We start from the raw sequence: 19,140 nt of genomic DNA, 5'->3' as shown, positions 1-19,140 counted from the left end.
GCACCGATCGCAAAGGAGCGAGTGGATGGCACAGCACGGACAGGAACCGGGTCGACTGCGGGTCGCGATGGTCGGACACGGGTTCATGGGGGCGGCGCACTCCCAGGCCTGGCGGACCGCGCCGCGGTTCTTCGACCTCGGGGTCGAGCCCGAGATGGCGGTCGTCGTCGGTCGCGACGCCGAGCGGGTCGAGGCGGCCCGGAGGCAGTACGGCTGGCAGGCCGCGTCGACGGACTGGCGGCAGGTGGTCGAGGACCCCGACATCGACGTCGTCGACGTGGTGTCGCCCGGGTCCTCGCACGTCGAGGTCGCGATCGCCGCCCTCGAGGCCGGCAAGCACGTCCTGTGCGAGAAGCCCCTCGCCAACACCGTGGCCGAGGCCGAGGCGATGACCGCCGCTGCTGAGGCCGCCGCTGCGCGCGGCGTCCGCGCCATGGTCGGCTTCAGCTACCGTCGCGTCCCCGCCATCGCGTTCGCGCGCCAGCTGGTGCAGGACGGGAGGCTCGGGACCGTCCGCCAGGTCCGCGCGCTCTACCTGCAGGACTGGTTGGCCGACGAGGACGGTCCGATGACGTGGCGCCTGGACAAGGCGCTCGCCGGGTCCGGCTCACTCGGCGACATCGGTGCGCACGCGATCGACCTCGTCGAGCACGTCACCGGCGCGCAGCTGTCCACCGTGTCCGGCACGCTCGAGACCTTCGTGCACGAGCGCCCGCTGATGGCCGAGGGCGTCGGACTCTCCGGCACCGCGTCGAGCGAGCGCGGACAGGTCACCGTCGACGACGCCGCGCTCTTCCTCGGTCGACTGACCGGTGGCGCTGCCGAGGGCGCGATCGGCACGTTCGAGGCCACGCGCTACGCGACCGGCCGGAAGAACGGCCTGACGCTGGAGGTCAGCGGGTCCGAGGGTGCGATCCAGTTCGACCTCGAGTCGATGAACGAGCTGCGGCTGTACGAGTCGTCGGCACCCGCGGGGGAGCAGGGCTTCCGCCGCATCCTCGTCACCGAGCCGGAGCACCCGTGGATGGCCGCGTGGTGGCCGACCGGGCACCTGATCGGCTACGAGCACACCTTCAGCCACCAGGTCGCCGACTTCGTGCAGGCGATCGTCGCCGGTACCGACCCGCAGCCGTCGTTCGCGGACGGCCTGCACGTGCAGCGGGTCCTCGACGCGGTCGAGCGCAGCGCGGCCGACGGCAGCGCCTGGACGGCGATCTGATGGCCGTCGACAAGAAGGCCCTGGTCGTCCGGGGCGGGTGGGACGGGCACATGCCCGTCGAGACCACCGACCTGTTCGTCCCGTTCCTGCGGGACAACGGCTTCGACGTGCACCTGTCGGACTCGACCGCGGTGTACGCCGACGAGTCGGTCATGGCCGACGTCGACCTGATCGTGCAGGTCGTCACGATGTCGACGATCGCGGACGACGAGTTCGCCGGACTGCAGAAGGCGGTGCTCGGCGGTGCCGGGCTCGCCGGCTGGCACGGCGGCATCGCGGACGCCTTCCGGAACACCGCCGACTACCTGCACATGGTCGGCGGGCAGTTCGCGCACCACGCGGGCAAGCACCCGTCGGAGCGCACGGGCGAGCAGTCCGACAACTACATCCCGTACACGGTGCACATCACCGACGCCGGGCACGAGCACCCGATCACCCAGGGCATCGAGGACTTCGACCTCGTCACCGAGCAGTACTGGGTGCTCTCCGACGAGTACAACGACGTGCTGGCGACGACCACGCAGGAGGCCCGGGACTTCGACGCCTGGAACCGCCCGGTCACCGCGCCCGCGATCTGGACCCGGCAGTGGGGCGAGGGACGTGTGTTCGTCTCGGCGCCGGGACACCGGCTCGAGGTCGTCGAGTCGCAGCCGCTCCGCACGATCATCGAGAGGGGACTCCTGTGGGCAGCACGGTGAAGGGCGCGGCTGCCGAGCCGCTCCGCGTCGGGGTCGTCGGGGTCGGCGTCATCAGCCAGCAGTACTTCGAGCACTTCCCGGCGCTGCCCGGGCTCGCGCTCACCGCCGTGGCGGACATCGACGTCGACCGGGCACGGTCGGTCGGCGCGGCGCAGGGCGTGCGCGGGACGAGCGTCGACGACCTCATCGCGGCGGACGACGTCGACGTCGTGCTCAACCTGACCATCCCGGCCGCGCACGCAGACATCGCCACCCGCGCGCTCGAGGCCGGCAAGCACGTGTACGGCGAGAAGCCCCTCGCGATGTCGACGGCCGAGGCGCAGCCCGTGCTCGACGTCGGCCGCCGCTCGGGCCTGCGGGTCGGCAGCGCGCCGGACACCGTGCTCGGCACCGGGATCCAGACCGCGCGGGCCGCGCTCGACGACGGCCTGATCGGCAGCCCGGTCGGGGCGGCGGTGTCGTGGTCGGCGCCCGGGCACGAGCTCTGGCACCCGGCGCCGGCGTTCTACTACCAGCCCGGCGGCGGCCCGCTGCTCGACATGGGGCCGTACTACCTGACCAGCCTCGTGTCGTTCTTCGGGCCGGTCGTCCGGGTCAGCGGTGCCTCGACCCGCTCCGACCGGCAGCGCACCATCGCCACCGGACCAGCCGCGGGCACCCCGCTCCGGGTCGACATCGACACGCACGTCGTCGCCGTCCTCGAGCACGCGGACGGCGTCGTCTCCACGGTCACCGTGTCGTTCGAGGTCTGGGCCACCCGGGCGCCGCTGTTCGAGGTGTACGGCACCGCGGGCACGCTCGGCGTCCCCGACCCGAACCGGTTCTCCGACACGGTGTCGATCGCGCCCGCGGAGACCCGCGAGTGGCGGGACCTGCCGACGAGCGCCGGGTACGCCGACGCCGGACGCGGGTACGGCCTCGCCGACATGGCGCACGCGATCGCGACGAACCGTCCGCACCGGGCGTCGGGCGACCTGGCGTTCCACGTGCTCGAGGTGATGGAGGCGGTCTCCACCGCCGCCCGCGAGCACGCCGTGGTCGAGGTGCGGTCGCGCGTCGACCGTCCCGACACCGTGCCGGCAGGCGCCACACCCGGGTCCTGGTGAGCCAGACTCAGCAGCAGCACGACCCGACACGACATGACAGGCGAGGAAGGACGACGACGATGACGACGACGGACGGAACCGGCGAGACCGAGGCGACCAGCGCCTCCCGGCCGACGCGACCGGTCACCCTGTTCACCGGGCAGTGGGCGGACCTGCCCTTCGAGGAGGTCGCACGCCTGGCGGGCGAGTGGGGCTACGACGGGCTGGAGATCGCCTGCTGGGGCGACCACCTCGACGTCCGGCGCGCGGCGACGGACCCGGAGTACGTGGCGGACCGGAAGGCGGTCCTCGAGCGCAACGGGCTGCAGGTCTGGACGATCGCGAACCACCTGACCGGACAGGCCGTGTGCGACGACCCGATCGACCAGCGGCACGAGGACATCCTCGCGCCGCACGTGTGGGGCGACGGCGACCCCGAGGGCGTCCGGCAGCGGGCCGCCGAGGAGCTGCAGTGGACCGCTCGTGCGGCCGCTGCACTCGGGGTGTCCACCGTGACCGGGTTCTCCGGATCCTCGATCTGGAAGACCGTCGCCGGGTTCCCGCCCGTGCCGCCGGCGATGATCGACGCCGGGTACCAGGACTTCCACGACCGCTGGTCGCCGATCCTCGACGTCTTCGAGGAGGTCGGGGTCCGGTTCGCGCTCGAGGTGCACCCGTCCGAGATCGCCTACGACTACTGGACGGCTCGACGGGCGTTGGACGTCTTCGCTGCCCGGCCGTCGTTCGGCTTCAACTTCGACCCGTCGCACTTCGTGTGGCAGGACCTCGACCCCGCCGCGTTCCTGCTCGACTTCGCCGACCGGGTGTACCACGTGCACTGCAAGGAGTCGGTGAAGCAGCTCGACGGCCGCAACGGTCGACTCGGGTCGCACCTGCCGTGGGGCGACCCCCGCCGTGGGTGGGACTTCGTCACCGCCGGGCACGGCGACGTGCCGTGGGAGCGGGTGTTCCGCGTGCTGAACCACATCGGGTACGCGGGGCCCACCAGCGTCGAGTGGGAGGACGCCGGTATGGACCGCCTCGTCGGTGGCCCCGAGGCCCTGGCCTTCGTGCGACGCCTGGGCACCATCGCGCCGCCCGAAGCGGCCTTCGACGCCGCGTTCTCCCGCTCGCGCTGAGCGGCTGCGCGGCGCCGGCGCCCGCTGCCCCGAGACTCGGCCCGGCGGACAGTTGCGCGGGTTCCCGCCCGCGAAACCGTCCGCAGAGCCGAGGCTCGCCCCACCCCACCACCCCACCACGAGGAGGACCCATGGCCCGAACGGCCGCGACCACGCCCGGCAACGCCGCGCGCGTCCTCCGCATCGTGCACGAGGGCGGCCCCGTCAGCCGTGCCGAGCTCACCCGGCGCACGGGGCTCAACCGCTCGACGGTGCTCGCGCTGGTCGGGGAGCTCGTCGAGCGGGGACTCGTGCACGAGGAGTTCCCGACGGCCGGTGCGGAGAACCGTCCCGCCGGTGTCGGCCGACCGAGTGCCGTCGTCCGGGCGTCGCACGACGTCGTGGCCGCGGCGGTCACGGTCGAGATCGACGCGGTCGGGGTCGCCCTCGTCGCACTCGACGGCACCGTGCGCGACCGCCTCGTCGAACCGCAGGCGACCGTGCCGAGCGCGGGGGCGGCGGTCGACGCCGTCGCCCGCGTGCTCGACACGCTGACCCGACGGACTGCGGACGCGGTGCAGGTCGTCGGCGTCGGCGTCGCCGTCCCGGGCATCGTCCGGGTCGAGGACGGGGTCGTCCGCGACGCCCCGCACCTCGGCTGGCGGGACGAGCCCTTCGCGGGGCCCCTCGCCGAGCGCCTCGGACTACCGGTCCGGGCCGCGAACGACGCCAACGTCGGAGCGTGGGCCGAACGGCTGTACGGCAGCGCGCGCGGCGTCGACGACCTCGTGTACCTGAACGGCGGCGCGAGCGGCATCGGCGGCGGGATCGTCAGCGCCGGCCGACCGTTCAGCGGCGCGGACGGGTACGCGGGGGAGCTCGGCCACACCTTCGTCGCGGCGAACGGCATCCGCTGCCACTGCGGGGCCGTCGGCTGCCTGGAGACCGAGGCGTCACGCGGCGCCCTGACGGCCGTGACCGGCACGCCACCGGACGACCTGGACGCACTCGCCGACGCGCTCGCCGCGGGGCGGGCCGACGTCGAGCGGGTCGTCGACCGGCAGGTGACCGCGCTCGCCACCGCGATCCGGAACGCCATCCACACCGTCGACCCCGAGGTCGTCGTGCTCGGCGGGTTCCTCGGGGTGCTGCTCGGCCACGTCGGTGACCGCGTCGAGGACGACGTCCGGGCGCAGACCATGGCGGCGATGACGGACCGGCTCCGGATCGTGCCCGCCGCCCTCGGTCGCGACGTGCTGGTGCGCGGCGCCGCCGAACTCGGGTTCGCCGACCTGCTCCGCGACGGCACGCTCCCGGCTGCCGTCGGGCCTGCCGCCGGGCCCACCGCCGGGACCGCCGCCGGGCCCGCCGCCGGGCCTGCTGCCGCCGGCGGACCTGCCGCACCCGGGGTCGCCGCGACCGCGCCCACCACGACCACCACCGACACCGTCGACACCACGGCCGACCGCGACGACGCGGTCGAGGAAGCGAGATCCGCATGAGCACCACCACCCCCGACACCCAGCGCGCGAGCGTCCTGCTCGGCACCGAGGACCTGACCGTCGAGGACCGCGCGGTCCCCGAGGTCGCCGCGGGCGACGTCCTCGTCCGCGTCGCGGCCGTCGGCGTGTGCGGTTCGGACGTGCACTACTACCGCCACGGCCGCATCGGCGACTTCGTGGTCGAGGAGCCCCTCGTCCTCGGTCACGAGCTCTCCGGCACCATCGCCGCCGTCGGCGAGGGCGTCGACCCCGCCCGGGTCGGCGAGCGCGTCGCGGTCGAACCGCAGCGCCCGTGCCACCGGTGTGCGCAGTGCCTGGCCGGTCGCTACAACCTCTGCCCGCACATGCGCTTCTACGCGACGCCCCCGGTGGACGGCGCCTTCGCCGAGTACGTCACGATCGAGGCCGCGTTCGCACACACCCTGCCGGACAGCGTGTCCTTCGAGGCCGGTGCGCTCCTCGAGCCCCTGTCGGTCGGCATCGCTGCCGCCCGCAAGGCCGGGATCGTGCCCGGCTCGAGCGTCCTCATCGCCGGTGCCGGACCGATCGGTGTCATCTGCGCGCAGGTCGCCCGCGCGTTCGGCGCGACCCGCGTGGTCGTCAGCGACCTCGTCCCCGAGCGGCGCGAGCGCGCCCTGTCCTTCGGCGCGACCGAGGTCGTCGACCCCGTCGCCGTCGACGTCACCTCGGACATCGTGCCCGTCGACGCGTTCATCGACGCCAGCGGTGCACCCCGTGCCGTGTCGGACGGCATCAAGGCCGTCGGACCCGCCGGTGCCGCGGTGCTCGTGGGCCTCGGCAACTCCGAGATGGTGCTGCCGGTCGAGCACATCCAGAACCTCGAGGTGACGGTCACCGGCATCTTCCGCTACACGAACACGTGGCCGGTCGCGATCGGTCTGGTCGCCTCGGGGCAGGTCGACCTCGACGCGCTCGTCACCGGGCGGTTCGGGCTCGACGAGGTGCGCGAGGCCCTGGAGAGCGACACCGACCCGGCGTCCCTGAAGTCGGTGGTGTACCCGAACGGCGTCCCCGCGGCGGCGGAGTGACGGCGCACCCGCGACGCGCGCCGACGTGCGCGACGCGGGCCGCGTCCGCCACGTGACCAGGGGGCGTACGGGAGGCGCGGTGCCAGCGGGTGCCGCGCCTCCCGTCCGACCTGCGGTCCGCCCCGGCGACCGCACCTGCCGACGCACCCGGAACGGGGGCACCGCCGCGACACCGCGACGCGCTACGGTTCGGCCATGACCGCGACACCGGCGGCGGCAGTGCCGCAGCGCACCGACCGACGGGCACTCGTGTCCTGGGCGCTCTGGGACTGGGGGTCCGCGGCGTTCAACGCCGTCGTGACGACCTTCGTGTTCAGCACCTACCTGGCGAGCCGCGCCTTCGTCGACCCGCAGCTCGTCGCCGCCGAGGGGTCCTCGCCGGAGGCGGCGCGGGCCGTGGAGCGGGAGCTCGCGCACAACGCCGCCACCGTGTCGACCGCCCTGACCCTGGCCGGCATCGTCGTCGCCCTCGTCGCGCCGGCGGTCGGGCGGCTCGCGGACTCGTCCGGGCACCGGCGCCGGTCGGTGCTCATCGCGACGATCGGCGTCGCGCTGTCCATCGGCGCGATGGTGTTCGTCGCGCCCGAGCAGCCGTACCTCGTGCTCGGCGCGGCCCTGCTCGGCATCGGCACGGTCGCCTACGAGATCGCGACCGTCGGCTACAACGCGATGCTCGGGCAGGTGGCCTCCGGGCCCCAGACCGGACGGGTGTCAGCGGTCGGCTGGGCGGCCGGCTACTTCGGCGGCATCGTCCTGCTCGTCGTGCTGCTCGTGCTCTGCATCCAGGACTTCGGCACCGAGGGCGTGGCCGGGCTCCTGCACCTGCCCTCGACCGTGGCGTCCGGGTCGTGGGACGTCCGCGTCGCGATCGGCATCGCCGCCGTCTGGCTCGCGGTGAGCTCGGTCCCGCTGTTCGTGACCGTGCCCGAGGCGGCGCCGGACCGGTCGCGCACGGGCGGGCTGCTCGGCGCCTACCGCGACCTCGGCCGTCACCTCGCGCGGCTGTGGCGGGAGCGCCGGGACGTCCTGTCGTTCCTGGTCGCGAGCGCGGTGTTCCGCGACGGCGTCGGTGCGGTGTTCACCTTCGGCGGGATCGTCGCGGCGCAGGTCTTCGGCTTCACGCCCTCGCAGGTCATCCTCTTCGCGATCGCCGCCAACGTGGTCGCGGGGATCGCGACCTTCGCCTCCGGCCGACTCGACGACCGCTTCGGGTCGCGCGCGGTCATCACGGTCTCGCTGGTCGGGCTCGCGCTGACCGGGGTCGGCGTGTTCCTCATCGGCGACGCGACGGCCGGGTTCTGGGTGCTCGGACTGACCCTCGCGCTGTTCGTCGGACCGGTGCAGTCGTCGTCGCGCGCCCACCTGTCGCGGCTCGCGACGCCGGGCCGGGAGGGCGAGCTCTTCGGCCTGTACGCCACGACGGGTCGCGCGGCGTCGTTCCTCGCGCCGGCGCTGTTCGGGGTCGCGGTGACGATCGGCGGGTCGACCCGGTTCGGGATCATCGGCGTGGTCGTGGTGCTCGTCGCGGGGCTCGTGCTCATGGCGTTCGTGCGGCGGGAGCCCGCGACCGCGTAGTCCGTGCGGTGGACCGCACGGTCGCCGCTCCGGCGTCCCGACCGTGTGCCGGGTCGGAGCGCATGCGCCAGGATGGGGGCATGACCGACCAGCGGATCGCCGTCGTCGTCCTCGCCGCCGGGCAGGGCACGCGCATGAAGTCGTCCACCCCGAAGGTGCTGCACCGCCTCGCCGGCCTGCCCCTCGTCGCGCACGTGCTGCGGACGGCCGCGGCGATCGAGCCCGAGCACGTCGTGGTGGTCGTCCGCCACGAGCGCGAGCGTGTCGCCGCCGAGGTGGCCGAGCGCGCTCCCGAGGCGATCGTCGTCGACCAGGACGACGTCCCCGGCACCGGTCGTGCGGTCGAGGTGGCCGTGCAGGCGCTGCCCGCCGACTTCGACGGCACCGTGGTGGTGCTCTCCGGCGACGTGCCCCTGCTCGACGCCGTGTCGCTCCGTTCCCTCGTGAACGCCCACGTCGGCAACGCGGTCACCCTCGTCAGCGCGATCGCCGACGACGCGACGGGCCTCGGCCGGGTCGTCCGTGACGCGTCGGGCGCCTTCGTGCGCGTCGTCGAGCACAAGGACGCCACCGACGAGCAGCGCACCATCACGGAGTACAACGCCGGGATCTACGCCTTCGACGTCACGCCCCTGCGCGCCGTCCTGCCGTCGCTCACCACCGCGAACGCCCAGGGCGAGAAGTACGTGACCGACGTACCGGCACTCGTGATGGAGCGCGGGGGGACGGTCGACGTGGTCACCCTGACCGACCCGTGGCTCGTCGCCGGCATCAACGACCGCGCGCAGCTGTCCGACGCGGCGCGCGAGCTGAACGCCCGGATCGTCCGCCGCCACCAGGTCGCCGGCGTCACGATCCAGGACCCGGCGACGACCTGGATCGACCTCGACGTCACGATCGAGCCGGACGCCGAGGTCCTGCCCGGCACCCAGCTCGTCGGCGCGACCGCGATCGCCGCCGGCGCCGTCGTCGGTCCGGACACCACGCTCCGCGACACCGAGGTCGGGGCCGGCGCAGTCGTCAACCGCGTCGACGCGACGCTCGCGGTGATCGGGGACGGTGCCACCGTCGGGCCGTTCGCCTACCTCCGCCCGGGCACGATCCTGGGCGAACGCGGCAAGATCGGCACCTTCGTCGAGACGAAGAACGCGGTGATCGGCCGCGGCAGCAAGGTGCCGCACCTGTCGTACATCGGCGACGCCGAGGTCGGCGAGGACTCGAACATCGGTGCGAACACGATCACCGCGAACTACGACGGCGTGCGCAAGCACCGCACCGAGGTGGGGTCGAACGTCCGCACCGGCTCGCACAACGTCTTCGTCGCCCCGGTTAGGATTGGGGACGGGGCGTACACCGGCGCGGGTACGACCGTCCGCAAGGACGTACCGGCCGGGTCGCTGGCGATCAGCTACGCCCCGCAGCGCAACACCGACGGATGGGTCGAGGAACACCGACCCGGTTCGCCGGCGGCCGAGGCGGCTCGGCGCGCGCACGGCGAACAGATCTGACGGCGGTCGGGTCGAACAACGAGGCCCCGAGCGGGTCAGGGAGTGAGCACCGCACTTGTCCGGAATCAAGACCACGGGCCAGAAACGACTCGTCCTCGTGTCGGGTCGGGCGCACCCGGAACTCTCGGCGCAGATCGCCGACGAACTCGGTGTCGACCTGGTGCCGACCGACGCCCGGACCTTCGCGAACGGTGAGCTCTACGCCCGCTTCGACGAGTCGGTGCGCGGCTGCGACGCCTTCGTCATCCAGTCCCACACCGCGCCGATCAACGAGTGGCTCATGGAGCAGCTCATCATGGTCGACGCGCTCAAGCGGGCCTCGGCCAAGCGCATCACCGTCGTCGCGCCCTTCTACCCGTACGCGCGTCAGGACAAGAAGGGCCGTGGGCGTGAGCCGATCTCGGCCCGCCTCGTCGCCGACCTGTTCAAGGCCGCCGGTGCGCACCGCATCATGAGCGTCGACCTGCACGCCGCACAGATCCAGGGCTTCTTCGACGGCCCGGTCGACCACCTGTTCGCCATGCCTGTGCTCCTCGAGCGCTTCCAGGAGATCCTCGACCCGGAGACGCTGACCGTCGTGTCGCCCGACATGGGCCGCGTGCGCGTCGCCGACATCTGGTCGGAGAAGCTCGGCGCTCCGCTGGCCATCATCCACAAGCGCCGCGACCCGCTCGTCCCGAACCAGGTGTCCGTGCACGAGATCGTCGGCGACGTCTCCGGCCGTGTCTGCCTGCTCGTGGACGACCTGATCGACACGGGCCGCACGATCGCCAAGGCGGCCGAGGCCCTGAAGAACGCCGGTGCCACGGGTGTCGTCGTCGCGGCGACCCACGCCGTGTTCTCGGACCCGGCCACCGAGCTGCTGCAGAGCGAGTTCATCGACCGCGTCGTCGTCACCGACACGCTGCCGCTGCCCGAGGACAAGCGCTGGGACCGTCTCGAGGTCCTGCCGATCGCACCGCTCATCGCCCGCGCCATCCACGAGGTGTTCGACGACGGCTCCGTGACCTCGATGTTCGACGGTGCTGCGTAGTCGAGCCGACCGCGCGCTCGGGGGGCGGGCCGGCCACACGCTGCGCCGGCGTGCCGGCCGTGCGCTGGGCCGCCGTGCCGGCCGCGCGCTCGGCGTGCGAGCCGGCCGTACGCTGAGCGTTCGCCGTCGGGCGGGCTGACAGCGTGCCTCCCGTCCATCCGGCGCGTGCCGCCCTGGCTGCGCGCCTGCGTGCTGCCGGCAGCGTCTTCGCCGAGGACGAGGCCGACCTGCTCCTCGAGGCCGGCGACGGCGACCCCGTGCGGCTGCGCGGTCTCGTCCAGCGACGTCTGGCGGGCGAGCCGCTCGAGGTCGTGCTCGGCTGGGCGGCGTTCGACGGGCACCGCGTCCGGGTCGTGCCCGGGGTGTTCGTCCCGCGGGCGCGCACGACCGTGGTGGTCGAGCACGCGGCACGTCGGCTCGACCGCTACGACCGCGTCGTCGACCTCTGCTGCGGCGTCGGGGCGATCTCGGTCGCGCTGCTCGGGCGGGTCGGCGCGCTCGACCTGGTCGCCACGGACATCGACCCCGACGCCGTCGAGGTCGCTGCCGAGAACATCGGCGACCGGGGGATCGTCGTCCTCGGCGACCTGTTCGCACCGCTGCCGGGCCGCTTCCGCGGGGCCGTCGACGTCATCGCGGTGAACGCCCCGTACGTCCCCACCGACGCGGTCGCGACGATGCCCGCGGAGGCGCGGGAGCACGAGCGGCGCATCGCCCTCGACGGCGGACCGGACGGGCTCGACGTGCACCGGCGAGTGGCGGCCGGCGCGGGGGAGTGGCTCCGACCCGGCGGGGCCGTCGTCATCGAGGTGTCCATCGCGCAGGCAGCGGCCTCTGCTGCGGTGTTCACCGACGCCGGGTTCACGGTGTCGGTGGAGTCCGACGACGAGGTCGACGGGACCTGCCTCGTCGCGGTGTCCCCGGGCGGACCCTGACGACCGACGTCCCCGCCGTTCGTCGTGACGTCCTGCGCCGGGAGCGGCTCAGCGGGCGCTGACCTGGACCGTGTGCCAGCCCGTCGCACCGTTCGGCGCGGGCGGCCGCTGGACGCTGGTCTGGACCTGTCCGTCGGCGCTGGTGGCTCGGACCTCGAGCCGGTGCGGTCCGGCGTCGGGCGTCCACCGGTGGACCCACTGCCGCCACGTGTCGGCCGACACCGACTCGGCGAGCGTGGCGTCCTGCCAGGCGCCGCCGTCGATCCGGACCTGCACGCCCTTCACCCCGGTGTGCGGCTGCCAGGCGACCCCCGCCACGGCGACCTCCTGCCCGGCGGTGAGCGAGGCCCCGCCGCGTGGGGTGTCGATCCGCGACTCGAGCTTCACCGGGCCCCGTTCGGACCACCCGCGGGGTGTCCAGTACCCCTGCGCGTCGGCGAACCGGGTGACCTCGAGCTCGGTCACCCACTTCGTCGCGGAGACGTACCCGAAGAGCCCCGGGACGACCATCCGGACCGGGAAGCCGTGCTCGGGCGGGAGCGGTTCGCCGTTCATGCCGACCGCGAGCAGCGCCGCCGTGCCCTCGTCCTGCAGCACGTCGAGCGGTGTGCCCGCCGAGAACCCGTCGACGCTGCGGGAGAGCACCATGTCGGCATCGTCGTGCACACCGGCGCGGGCGAGGAGCTCGCGGATCGGGTACCCGAGCCAGAGCGCGTTCCCGATCAGGTCGCCGCCGACCTCGTTCGACACGCAGCTCAGCGTCGCCATGTGCTCCTGGAGCGGGAGGGCGAGCAGCTCGTCCCAGGTGAGCTCGACCTCGTGGTCGACAGCACCGTGGATCCGCAGCGTCCATGCAGCAGGGTCGATCGACGGCACCCGGAGCGCCGTGTCGATCCGGTAGAACTGGGCGTTCGGGGTGACGTAGGGGGTCAGGTCGCGGACGTCGAGCGATGCACCCGCGGGCACGGCGGCGGCGGGCGTCGCAGCCCGTGGGAGTCGGACGGCACGTCGCGCAGCCGCTGCCGCCTGCGCCGCTGCGGTCCCCGCCCGCGCAGCACCGCCGACGACGACCGCGGCCACGGCCGTCGCGGCACCCCAGAGCAGGAAGGCCCGGCGCTCCGTCGCAGCGGGGCGCGGCGAGGCGGACGGCACGGCCGCTGCCGCCTCCCACCGCCGGAGCTTCCGCAGCAGGACGCGCAGCACGACCACGGCGCCGGCGACCCCGAGCACGGTCGGCGCGCCGTCCCACGTGCCGCTGCCCGACCGCGTGGTGACGGCGAACAGGGCGAGAGCGCCGCCCACCGCGAAGACCAGGGCGCCGAAGGGCGGGCGGGATCGCTCGAGGACGCCGGCGCCCGCGCTCACCACGACCGTGACGACGGCCATCAGCACGAAGAGTGCAGCCTTGTCCGCGGTGCCGAACAACCCGACCATGACGTCCTTCGCCGCCGGAGGCGCGAGGTCGATGACGGCGGACCCGACGGCGACGAGCGGGCTGCCGGCCCCACCGAGCACCAGCGCGCCGAGTTCGGCGACCGCGAGGAACGCGACGACCGCCACGACGCCGCAGGCTGCTGCGAGCAGCGCCGGACGGCGGACCGGCGTCGCCTCCGGTGCTGGGGCCGTGGTCGGGGTCGATGTCGTGCTCACCCGTGCAGCGTAGGTCGCCGCCACCGCGGACGGGCTGACAGCCGGGTCCCTGTGGACGGTGTCAGCTCCTGTGGACGGCATCGGCGGGCTGCGCCGGGGCCTGTGGACGTCCGTCGGCTGGCGGCCGGTGCGGGCCCTCTCGGTGCTCGTCGGCGTGGTGCCGGGTTCGTCGGCTGGCGGCCGGTGCGGGTCCTCCTGGTGCTCGTCGGCGTGGTGCCGGGTTCGTCGGCCGTTCACGGTCCGGGAGCGCGGTGCTCGCCGGGAGCGTGCGAGGATCGGGAGCGTGACGGACCGACGACAGCGTGAGCCCCGGCGTGGCCGGGAGCCGCGGGAGCCGCGGAAGCCGCGGGAACCGCGGGCGCTCCGGTCCCGGACGCCCTGGTCGGCACACCGTCGGGTCGTCGTCCTCCGGTGGACCGTCCTCGGCCTGTGGACCGCCCTGCTCGGCACCAGGGTCGTCGTCGTGGCGACCGCCCCGCAGACCGACCTCACCTTCCTCGGGGTCGCCGAACTCATCGCGATCACACTCGGGGTCGTGGCGGTCGTCATCGCGGTCGTCCGTGCGCAGGCGATCCGACGGCGTCGGGCGGACGAAGCCCTGGCGCTCGCGATCCGACGCATCGACCCGACGGTCTGGCTCGTCCCGGCAGCGCCCACGCCGGAGCTGCGGGCCGACGTGCAGGCCGCACGGCCCGATGTGAGCCTCGGCGATCGTGTGACCTGGGCCTTCGGGGCCACCGAGGCATCGTTGTGGGAACTCGAGGAGCGGCGTGCCACCCGGCTGCTGGTCGTCCGGTGGAGCCGCATGGTGCACGTCGGCATCGAGGACGTGCTCGGGGAGCGGAGCGCGAGCGCCGTCGCGATGCACTACGTGCGCCCGGACGACTCGGCAGCCGTCGCGACGTTCTTCGTCCGGGCGGCACCCGGGTCCCGACGTCTGCTCGGACGTGGGCCACGCCTGGAGCGGCTCGTGGCGGACCTCGCCCGCGAACGCATCGTCGCCTGACGGAGCGCCCGGTACGGCTGTCCGGCGCTGTGGCCAGACGACGACGGGCCCCGCCGTCAGACGGGCCCCGCCGTCCGGCGGGACCCGCCGTGCTCGAGCCGTCGGTTCAGTGCGTCGACGGCTCCTGCTCGACCTCGCGCCGGTCGTCCTCGGACCACAGGGTGTGGAAGGTGCCGTCCTTGTCGACGCGCTGGTAGGTGTGCGCCCCGAAGAAGTCGCGCAGCCCCTGGATCAGCGAGGCGGGCAGCCGGTCGGAGGCGAGCGAGTCGAAGTACGCCAGCGCCGACGAGAAGCCCGGAGCGGGGACGCCCGATGCGGCGGCGATGCCGACGATGCGCCGCCAGGCCGCCTCGCCCTCCTTGACCGCGTCGGCGAAGTACGGGTCGACCAGGAGCGACTCGAGCTCGGGGTTCTTGTCGTACGCCTCGACGATGCGGTTGAGGAACTGCGCACGGATGATGCAGCCGCCACGCCAGATCTTCGCCATGTCACCGAGCGAGATGTCCCAGTCGTACTCCTTCGCTCCCGCGATGATGAGGTCGAAGCCCTGCGCGTAGGCCACGACCTTCGACGCGTAGAGCGCTGCGCGGACGTCGTCCTCGAAGCCGTCCGGCACGTCGACGACGTCGGGACGGTCGGGGAACGCCTGCCGCACGGCCGCGCGCTGCGCCGGCTTCGACGACACGGCCCGGGCGAACACCGCCTCGCCGATGCCGGACACCGGGACACCGAGGCCGACGGCGTTCTGCACGGTCCACACTCCGGTGCCCTTCGACCCCGCCTCGTCGCGGATGACGTCGACCAGGGCCTTGCCGGACTCCGGGTCCTGCTGCTTGAGGACCTCGCCGGTGATCTCGATCAGGTAGGACTCGAGGTCGCCCTCGTTCCACTGCTCGAACACCTTCACCAGGTCGTCCGTCGAGTGGCCGCCGACCCGGCGGAGCAGGTCGTACGACTCGGCGATGAGCTGCATGTCGGCGTACTCGATGCCGTTGTGCACCATCTTGACGAAGTGGCCCGCGCCGTCCGTGCCGACGTGGGTGACGCACGGCTCGCCCTCGGCGACCGCCGCGATGGACCTCAGGATCGGCCCCAGTGTCTCCCAGGCCTCGTCCGAACCGCCCGGCATGATCGACGGGCCCTTGAGCGCGCCCTCCTCGCCCCCGGAGATGCCCGTGCCCACGAAGTTCAGGCCCTTGTCCCGCAGGTCGTGCTCACGGCGGATCGTGTCGTGGAAGTTGGCGTTGCCGCCGTCGACGATGATGTCGCCCTCCTCGAAGCGCTCGGCGAGCTGCCCGATGACCGCGTCCGTGCCCTTGCCCGCTTGCACCATGATGATGGCGGTGCGCGGCTTCGACAGCGAGGCCACGAAGCCGTCGATGTCCTCGGACGCGATGAAGCCCATGTCCCCGTGCTCGTCCATGAGCTCCTGGGTCCTCGCGTAGGTGCGGTTGTACACCGCGACCGTGTTGCCCTCGCGCGAGGCCAGGTTGCGGGCGAGGTTCGACCCCATCACCGCCAGGCCGATCACGCCGATGTTCGCCTGGCCACCGTCACCGTCACCGTGCTGCTGGTTCTCTGCCACCATGGTCTCCTTCGTCCTCACGTCGTGCGGCCCACCGTACGACCGCAGCCCTGGATCGGCACGAGTGTTGCGGCGACTGGGGACGGGAACCGGACGGCCCGTACTGTGGAGGGATGACCGCCCCCGACGTCCTCCCGCCCGTGCTCGTGATGGGGGTCTCCGGCTCCGGCAAGTCGACGATCGGTCAGGCCCTGGCCGACGCGCTCGCCGAGCAGGGCCAGCCGGCCACGTTCGTCGACGCCGACGACCTGCACCCCGCCGCGAACAAGGAGAAGATGCGCCAGGGCACGCCCCTGACCGACGAGGACCGGTGGCCCTGGCTCGACGCCTGCGCCGCCCGCATCGCCGAGGTGCAGGCCTCCGGACACCGGTGCGTCATGGCGAACTCGGCGCTCAAGCGGGTCTACCGGGACCGCCTCCGCCGCACCGCACCCGATCTCGTCATCGCCTTCCTGGACGGTTCGCACGACCTGGTCGCCGACCGTCAGGCGCACCGCCACCACGAGTACATGCCGTCGTCCCTGCTCGACTCGCAGTTCGCCACGCTCGAGCGTCCTCAACCCGACGAGGCCGCCGTCGCGGTGCCGATCGAGGGGTCGGTCGACGACACCGTGGCGACGATCACCTCGGCGCTGTCGGTCACCTCCGGCTGAGCTCCGACAATCGCGAGCGGTACTCGTCGGCGTCGATGTCCCCTCGTGCGAACCGGTCCGCCAGCACGGCACGGGCGTCGGAGCGAGCGCGCCACCCACCGCGACGCAGCACGCCGAAGACGACGACGGCCGCCAGGAACACGAGCAGGAAGAACGCGGGGAACACGAAGAAGGGGAAGCCGCCGTGCCCGTACGGGCCGACGGCGGAGATGGTCGAGAGAGCGGTGTGCACGGTTGCCTCCTGGGACGGGTCGCGTCGCCGGGATCGGCGACGGTTCCAGCCTCCGGCCTGGAGGCCCGTCCCGCGTCCGCCACGGAGCCCGACTCCCGGCTGCTCCCGCAGCCGTACGGTGCATGCTCCTGCACGACGGACTACTCCCGGGGGAGTAGTCCACAGGTGCCGCCGGCACCCGATGCCGGCGGCCGACGACGACCCTAGGCTCGGACCATGTTCCGCACCCTGCCCGCCGCCCCCGTGGCGACCGACGACGACCGCCCCCGTGGCGGACGGCGCTTCGCGCGGATCGGACGGGTGCTCCCGGTCGCGGTGGTCCAGGTCGGCGGGACGCTGCTCGCGGCCCGCCTGCCCGACGGGCCGGTCGGCGCTGCGCACGGTGGCCCACCGTGGCTGCCGCACGGGTCCGGGGCCTCGCTGGCCGACGGGGCGGCGCCGGGCGTGCTCGCGGTCGTGCTCCTCGTCGCCGGTGTGCTCGTGTTGCCGTGGCGCTGGCGCTGGCCCACCGCGGTGCTCGTCACGACGCTCGCGACGACGATCGGCTACGCCCTGGTCGTCAGTCCGCGCGGCCCGTTCGTGGCGGCGCTGACGATGGCAGCGGTCAACGCGTGGCTCCGTGGCAGACGGACCGCGGTGGTCGTGGTCCTCTCGGCGGCGGCCGCGGTCCTGCCGACCGCCGACGACGTGCTCGGGCGGACGTCCGGCCGGAACCTCGACGCGGTCTTCCTCGCCGTCGCCTGGGTCGCCGTGACGCTGTCCGTCGCGGAGCTCGTCCGGGTCCGGCTCGAGCGGGCGGCGGAACGTCGTCGTCGACGGGCGGAGACCGAGGCCGAGCGAGCACGCGACGAGCGCGTCCGCATCGCCCGGGAGCTCCACGACTCGGTCGCCCACAGCATGGCGCTCATCAACCTGCAGGCCGGGGTCGCGCTCCACCTCGGGTCCGACCTGCCGGATCCGACACGACAGTCGCTCGCGGACATCCGGGACACCAGTCGTGACGCACTGGTCGAGCTCCGCACGATCCTCGGCGTCCTGCGGGGCGTGGACGACCAGGACGCGCGGACGACCGGCGGCGACGAGCAGCTCGAACGGGCCCCTGCGCCCGGTCTCGACCGGTTGTCCGACCTCGTCGATCGTGCGCGAGCCGCGGGGATCGACCTCGGCGCGCACGTCGACGGCGACCCGATGACGCTCGACCGGGCCACCGACCGCACCGCCTTCCGCATCGTGCAGGAAGCGGTCACGAACGTCATGAAGCACGCACCACGGCACCGTGCCGTCGTCGAGGTCCGGGTCGGTCCGGACGTCGTGGACCTCGTCGTCGAGGACGGTCCCGGCGTCGATCCGGACGCGGGTGCCCCGACGGCCAGGTCGCTGCTCGGTCCGTCCGGCAACGGGATCATCGGGATGCGGGAGCGAGCGATGGCGGTGGGCGGGACGCTCGAGGCAGGCCCGACGCCGGCCAGGGGGTGGCGGGTCTCCGCTCGGCTCCCCGTCGTCAGCCCGACGACCGCCACTGCCCCGGCACCCGACGTCGTGCGCGCTCCGGCACCCGACGTCGTGGCCGCCCCGGCACCCGGCACTGCAGACGAGGCACGGCGGTGACGCCCGACGGTGGTCCGATCAGTGTCGTGCTCGTCGACGACCAGGTGCTCATCCGCGCCGGGCTCCGAGCGCTCGTCGATGCGGAGCCCGGGATGACCGTGGTGGGTGAGGCAGGGGACGGGGACACCGCGGTCGACGTCGTCCGACGCGAGCGGCCCGACGTCGTGCTCATGGACATCCGCATGCCCGGCACCGACGGTCTCGAAGCGACCCAGCGCATCTCGGCGGACCCCGACCTCGACTCCGTGCACGTCGTGATCCTCACCACCTTCGAGGAGGACGCCTACGTGTTCGACGCCATCCGCGGTGGAGCGGCCGGCTTCCTCGTGAAGGACACCGAGCCCGCCGAACTCCTCCGGGCGATCCGCACCGTGCACGCGGGCGAGTCCCTGTTGTCGCCGGGGGCCACCCGGTCCCTCGTCTCCGCGTACGCCACGCACGCGAAGCCGTCGTCGCTCGCGCCCGCGCTCGACGTGCTGACCGAGCGGGAGCGCCAGGTGATGCAGCTGGTCGCGCTGGGCCTGACGAACACCGAGATCGCCGAGCGGCTCTTCGTGAGCCCGATGACCACGAAGACGCACGTCTCCCGCGCCATGATCAAGCTCGGTGCCCGCGATCGCGCGCAGCTCGTGGTCTTCGCGTACGAGACCGGCCTCGTCGCGCCGGGTTGGCAGGCCTGAACGG

At 73.4% G+C, this 19,140-nt stretch carries 17 protein-coding genes; 14 read left to right on the top strand and 3 right to left on the bottom strand.

What is annotated here, in order from left to right; translation table 11 throughout:
- Positions 1-25: 25 nt before the first annotated feature.
- The 10 genes from QUG93_RS06030 (at position 26) to QUG93_RS05985 (ending at position 11,722) form a co-directional block, all read left to right on the top strand.
- Entirely contained in the window at positions 26-1,219 is a 1,194-nt protein-coding gene (locus QUG93_RS06030) for a Gfo/Idh/MocA family protein (RefSeq protein ID WP_289473007.1), read from the top strand.
- A complete protein-coding gene (locus QUG93_RS06025) occupies positions 1,219-1,917 on the top strand; it encodes a ThuA domain-containing protein (RefSeq protein WP_289473006.1) in 699 nt (232 codons plus the stop codon). The genes QUG93_RS06030 and QUG93_RS06025 overlap by 1 nt, the downstream gene beginning before the upstream one ends.
- On the top strand, positions 1,902-3,023 hold the full coding sequence (locus tag QUG93_RS06020; RefSeq protein WP_289473005.1) for a Gfo/Idh/MocA family protein: 1,122 nt from the start codon (positions 1,902-1,904) through the stop codon (positions 3,021-3,023). Before QUG93_RS06025 ends, QUG93_RS06020 begins: the two co-directional genes overlap by 16 nt.
- 59 nt (positions 3,024-3,082) lie before the next feature.
- Entirely contained in the window at positions 3,083-4,141 is a 1,059-nt protein-coding gene (locus tag QUG93_RS06015; RefSeq protein ID WP_289473004.1) for a sugar phosphate isomerase/epimerase family protein, read from the top strand.
- Between the two features lie 131 nt (positions 4,142-4,272).
- Positions 4,273-5,622, top strand: coding sequence for an ROK family transcriptional regulator (locus QUG93_RS06010; RefSeq protein WP_289473003.1), 1,350 nt, complete (start codon positions 4,273-4,275; stop codon positions 5,620-5,622).
- On the top strand, positions 5,619-6,671 hold the full coding sequence (locus QUG93_RS06005) for an NAD(P)-dependent alcohol dehydrogenase (protein ID WP_289473002.1): 1,053 nt from the start codon (positions 5,619-5,621) through the stop codon (positions 6,669-6,671). The genes QUG93_RS06010 and QUG93_RS06005 overlap by 4 nt, the downstream gene beginning before the upstream one ends.
- A gap of 195 nt (positions 6,672-6,866) precedes the next feature.
- Positions 6,867-8,246, top strand: coding sequence for an MFS transporter (locus tag QUG93_RS06000; protein WP_289473001.1), 1,380 nt, complete (start codon positions 6,867-6,869; stop codon positions 8,244-8,246).
- Between the two features lie 80 nt (positions 8,247-8,326).
- Complete coding sequence (gene glmU, locus QUG93_RS05995) at positions 8,327-9,754, top strand: bifunctional UDP-N-acetylglucosamine diphosphorylase/glucosamine-1-phosphate N-acetyltransferase GlmU (RefSeq protein ID WP_289473000.1); 1,428 nt, start codon at positions 8,327-8,329, stop codon at positions 9,752-9,754.
- A 55-nt stretch (positions 9,755-9,809) separates the two neighbouring features.
- Entirely contained in the window at positions 9,810-10,787 is a 978-nt protein-coding gene (locus QUG93_RS05990; RefSeq protein ID WP_289472999.1) for a ribose-phosphate diphosphokinase, read from the top strand.
- Positions 10,788-10,930: 143 nt separating this feature from the next.
- A complete protein-coding gene (locus QUG93_RS05985; protein ID WP_289472998.1) occupies positions 10,931-11,722 on the top strand; it encodes a putative protein N(5)-glutamine methyltransferase in 792 nt (263 codons plus the stop codon).
- A gap of 48 nt (positions 11,723-11,770) precedes the next feature.
- Here QUG93_RS05985 and QUG93_RS05980 read toward each other — a convergent pair whose 3' ends face one another.
- Positions 11,771-13,372 carry a molybdopterin-dependent oxidoreductase gene (locus QUG93_RS05980; RefSeq protein ID WP_289472997.1) on the bottom strand — a complete coding sequence of 534 codons (1,602 nt, stop codon included), beginning with the start codon at positions 13,370-13,372 and terminating at the stop codon, positions 11,771-11,773.
- 283 nt (positions 13,373-13,655) lie between these two features.
- Between QUG93_RS05980 and QUG93_RS05975 the strand changes: the two genes are divergently transcribed.
- Positions 13,656-14,378 (top strand): hypothetical protein, encoded by a 723-nt coding sequence (locus QUG93_RS05975; protein ID WP_289472996.1) that lies wholly within the window; start codon positions 13,656-13,658, stop codon positions 14,376-14,378.
- A gap of 106 nt (positions 14,379-14,484) precedes the next feature.
- On the opposite strand, the gene gnd is transcribed toward QUG93_RS05975, so the two are convergent.
- Positions 14,485-15,966 carry an NADP-dependent phosphogluconate dehydrogenase gene (gene gnd, locus QUG93_RS05970; RefSeq protein WP_289473151.1) on the bottom strand — a complete coding sequence of 494 codons (1,482 nt, stop codon included), beginning with the start codon at positions 15,964-15,966 and terminating at the stop codon, positions 14,485-14,487.
- 110 nt (positions 15,967-16,076) lie between these two features.
- On the opposite strand from gnd, the gene QUG93_RS05965 reads away from it, so the two are divergent.
- The gene (locus QUG93_RS05965; protein ID WP_289472995.1) at positions 16,077-16,616 is read left to right on the top strand and encodes a gluconokinase; all 540 of its coding nucleotides are present in this window, start codon (positions 16,077-16,079) and stop codon (positions 16,614-16,616) included.
- On the opposite strand, the gene QUG93_RS05960 is transcribed toward QUG93_RS05965, so the two are convergent.
- Complete coding sequence (locus QUG93_RS05960) at positions 16,603-16,848, bottom strand: SHOCT domain-containing protein (protein ID WP_289472994.1); 246 nt, start codon at positions 16,846-16,848, stop codon at positions 16,603-16,605. The genes QUG93_RS05965 and QUG93_RS05960 overlap by 14 nt on opposite strands.
- 216 nt (positions 16,849-17,064) lie before the next feature.
- On the opposite strand from QUG93_RS05960, the gene QUG93_RS05955 reads away from it, so the two are divergent.
- Both QUG93_RS05955 and QUG93_RS05950 read left to right on the top strand, forming a co-directional pair.
- Positions 17,065-18,456, top strand: a complete 1,392-nt coding sequence (locus tag QUG93_RS05955; protein WP_289472993.1) for a sensor histidine kinase — start codon at positions 17,065-17,067, stop codon at positions 18,454-18,456.
- Complete coding sequence (locus QUG93_RS05950; RefSeq protein WP_289472992.1) at positions 18,453-19,136, top strand: response regulator transcription factor; 684 nt, start codon at positions 18,453-18,455, stop codon at positions 19,134-19,136. The genes QUG93_RS05955 and QUG93_RS05950 overlap by 4 nt, the downstream gene beginning before the upstream one ends.
- Positions 19,137-19,140 lie beyond the last annotated feature (4 nt).

It is taken from the genome of Curtobacterium caseinilyticum (assembly GCF_030363035.1).
Classification (GTDB): domain Bacteria; phylum Actinomycetota; class Actinomycetes; order Actinomycetales; family Microbacteriaceae; genus Curtobacterium; species Curtobacterium caseinilyticum.
The sequence above is the reverse complement of the archived record's forward strand: the minus strand, read 5'-3'. Positions and strand labels throughout refer to the sequence as shown.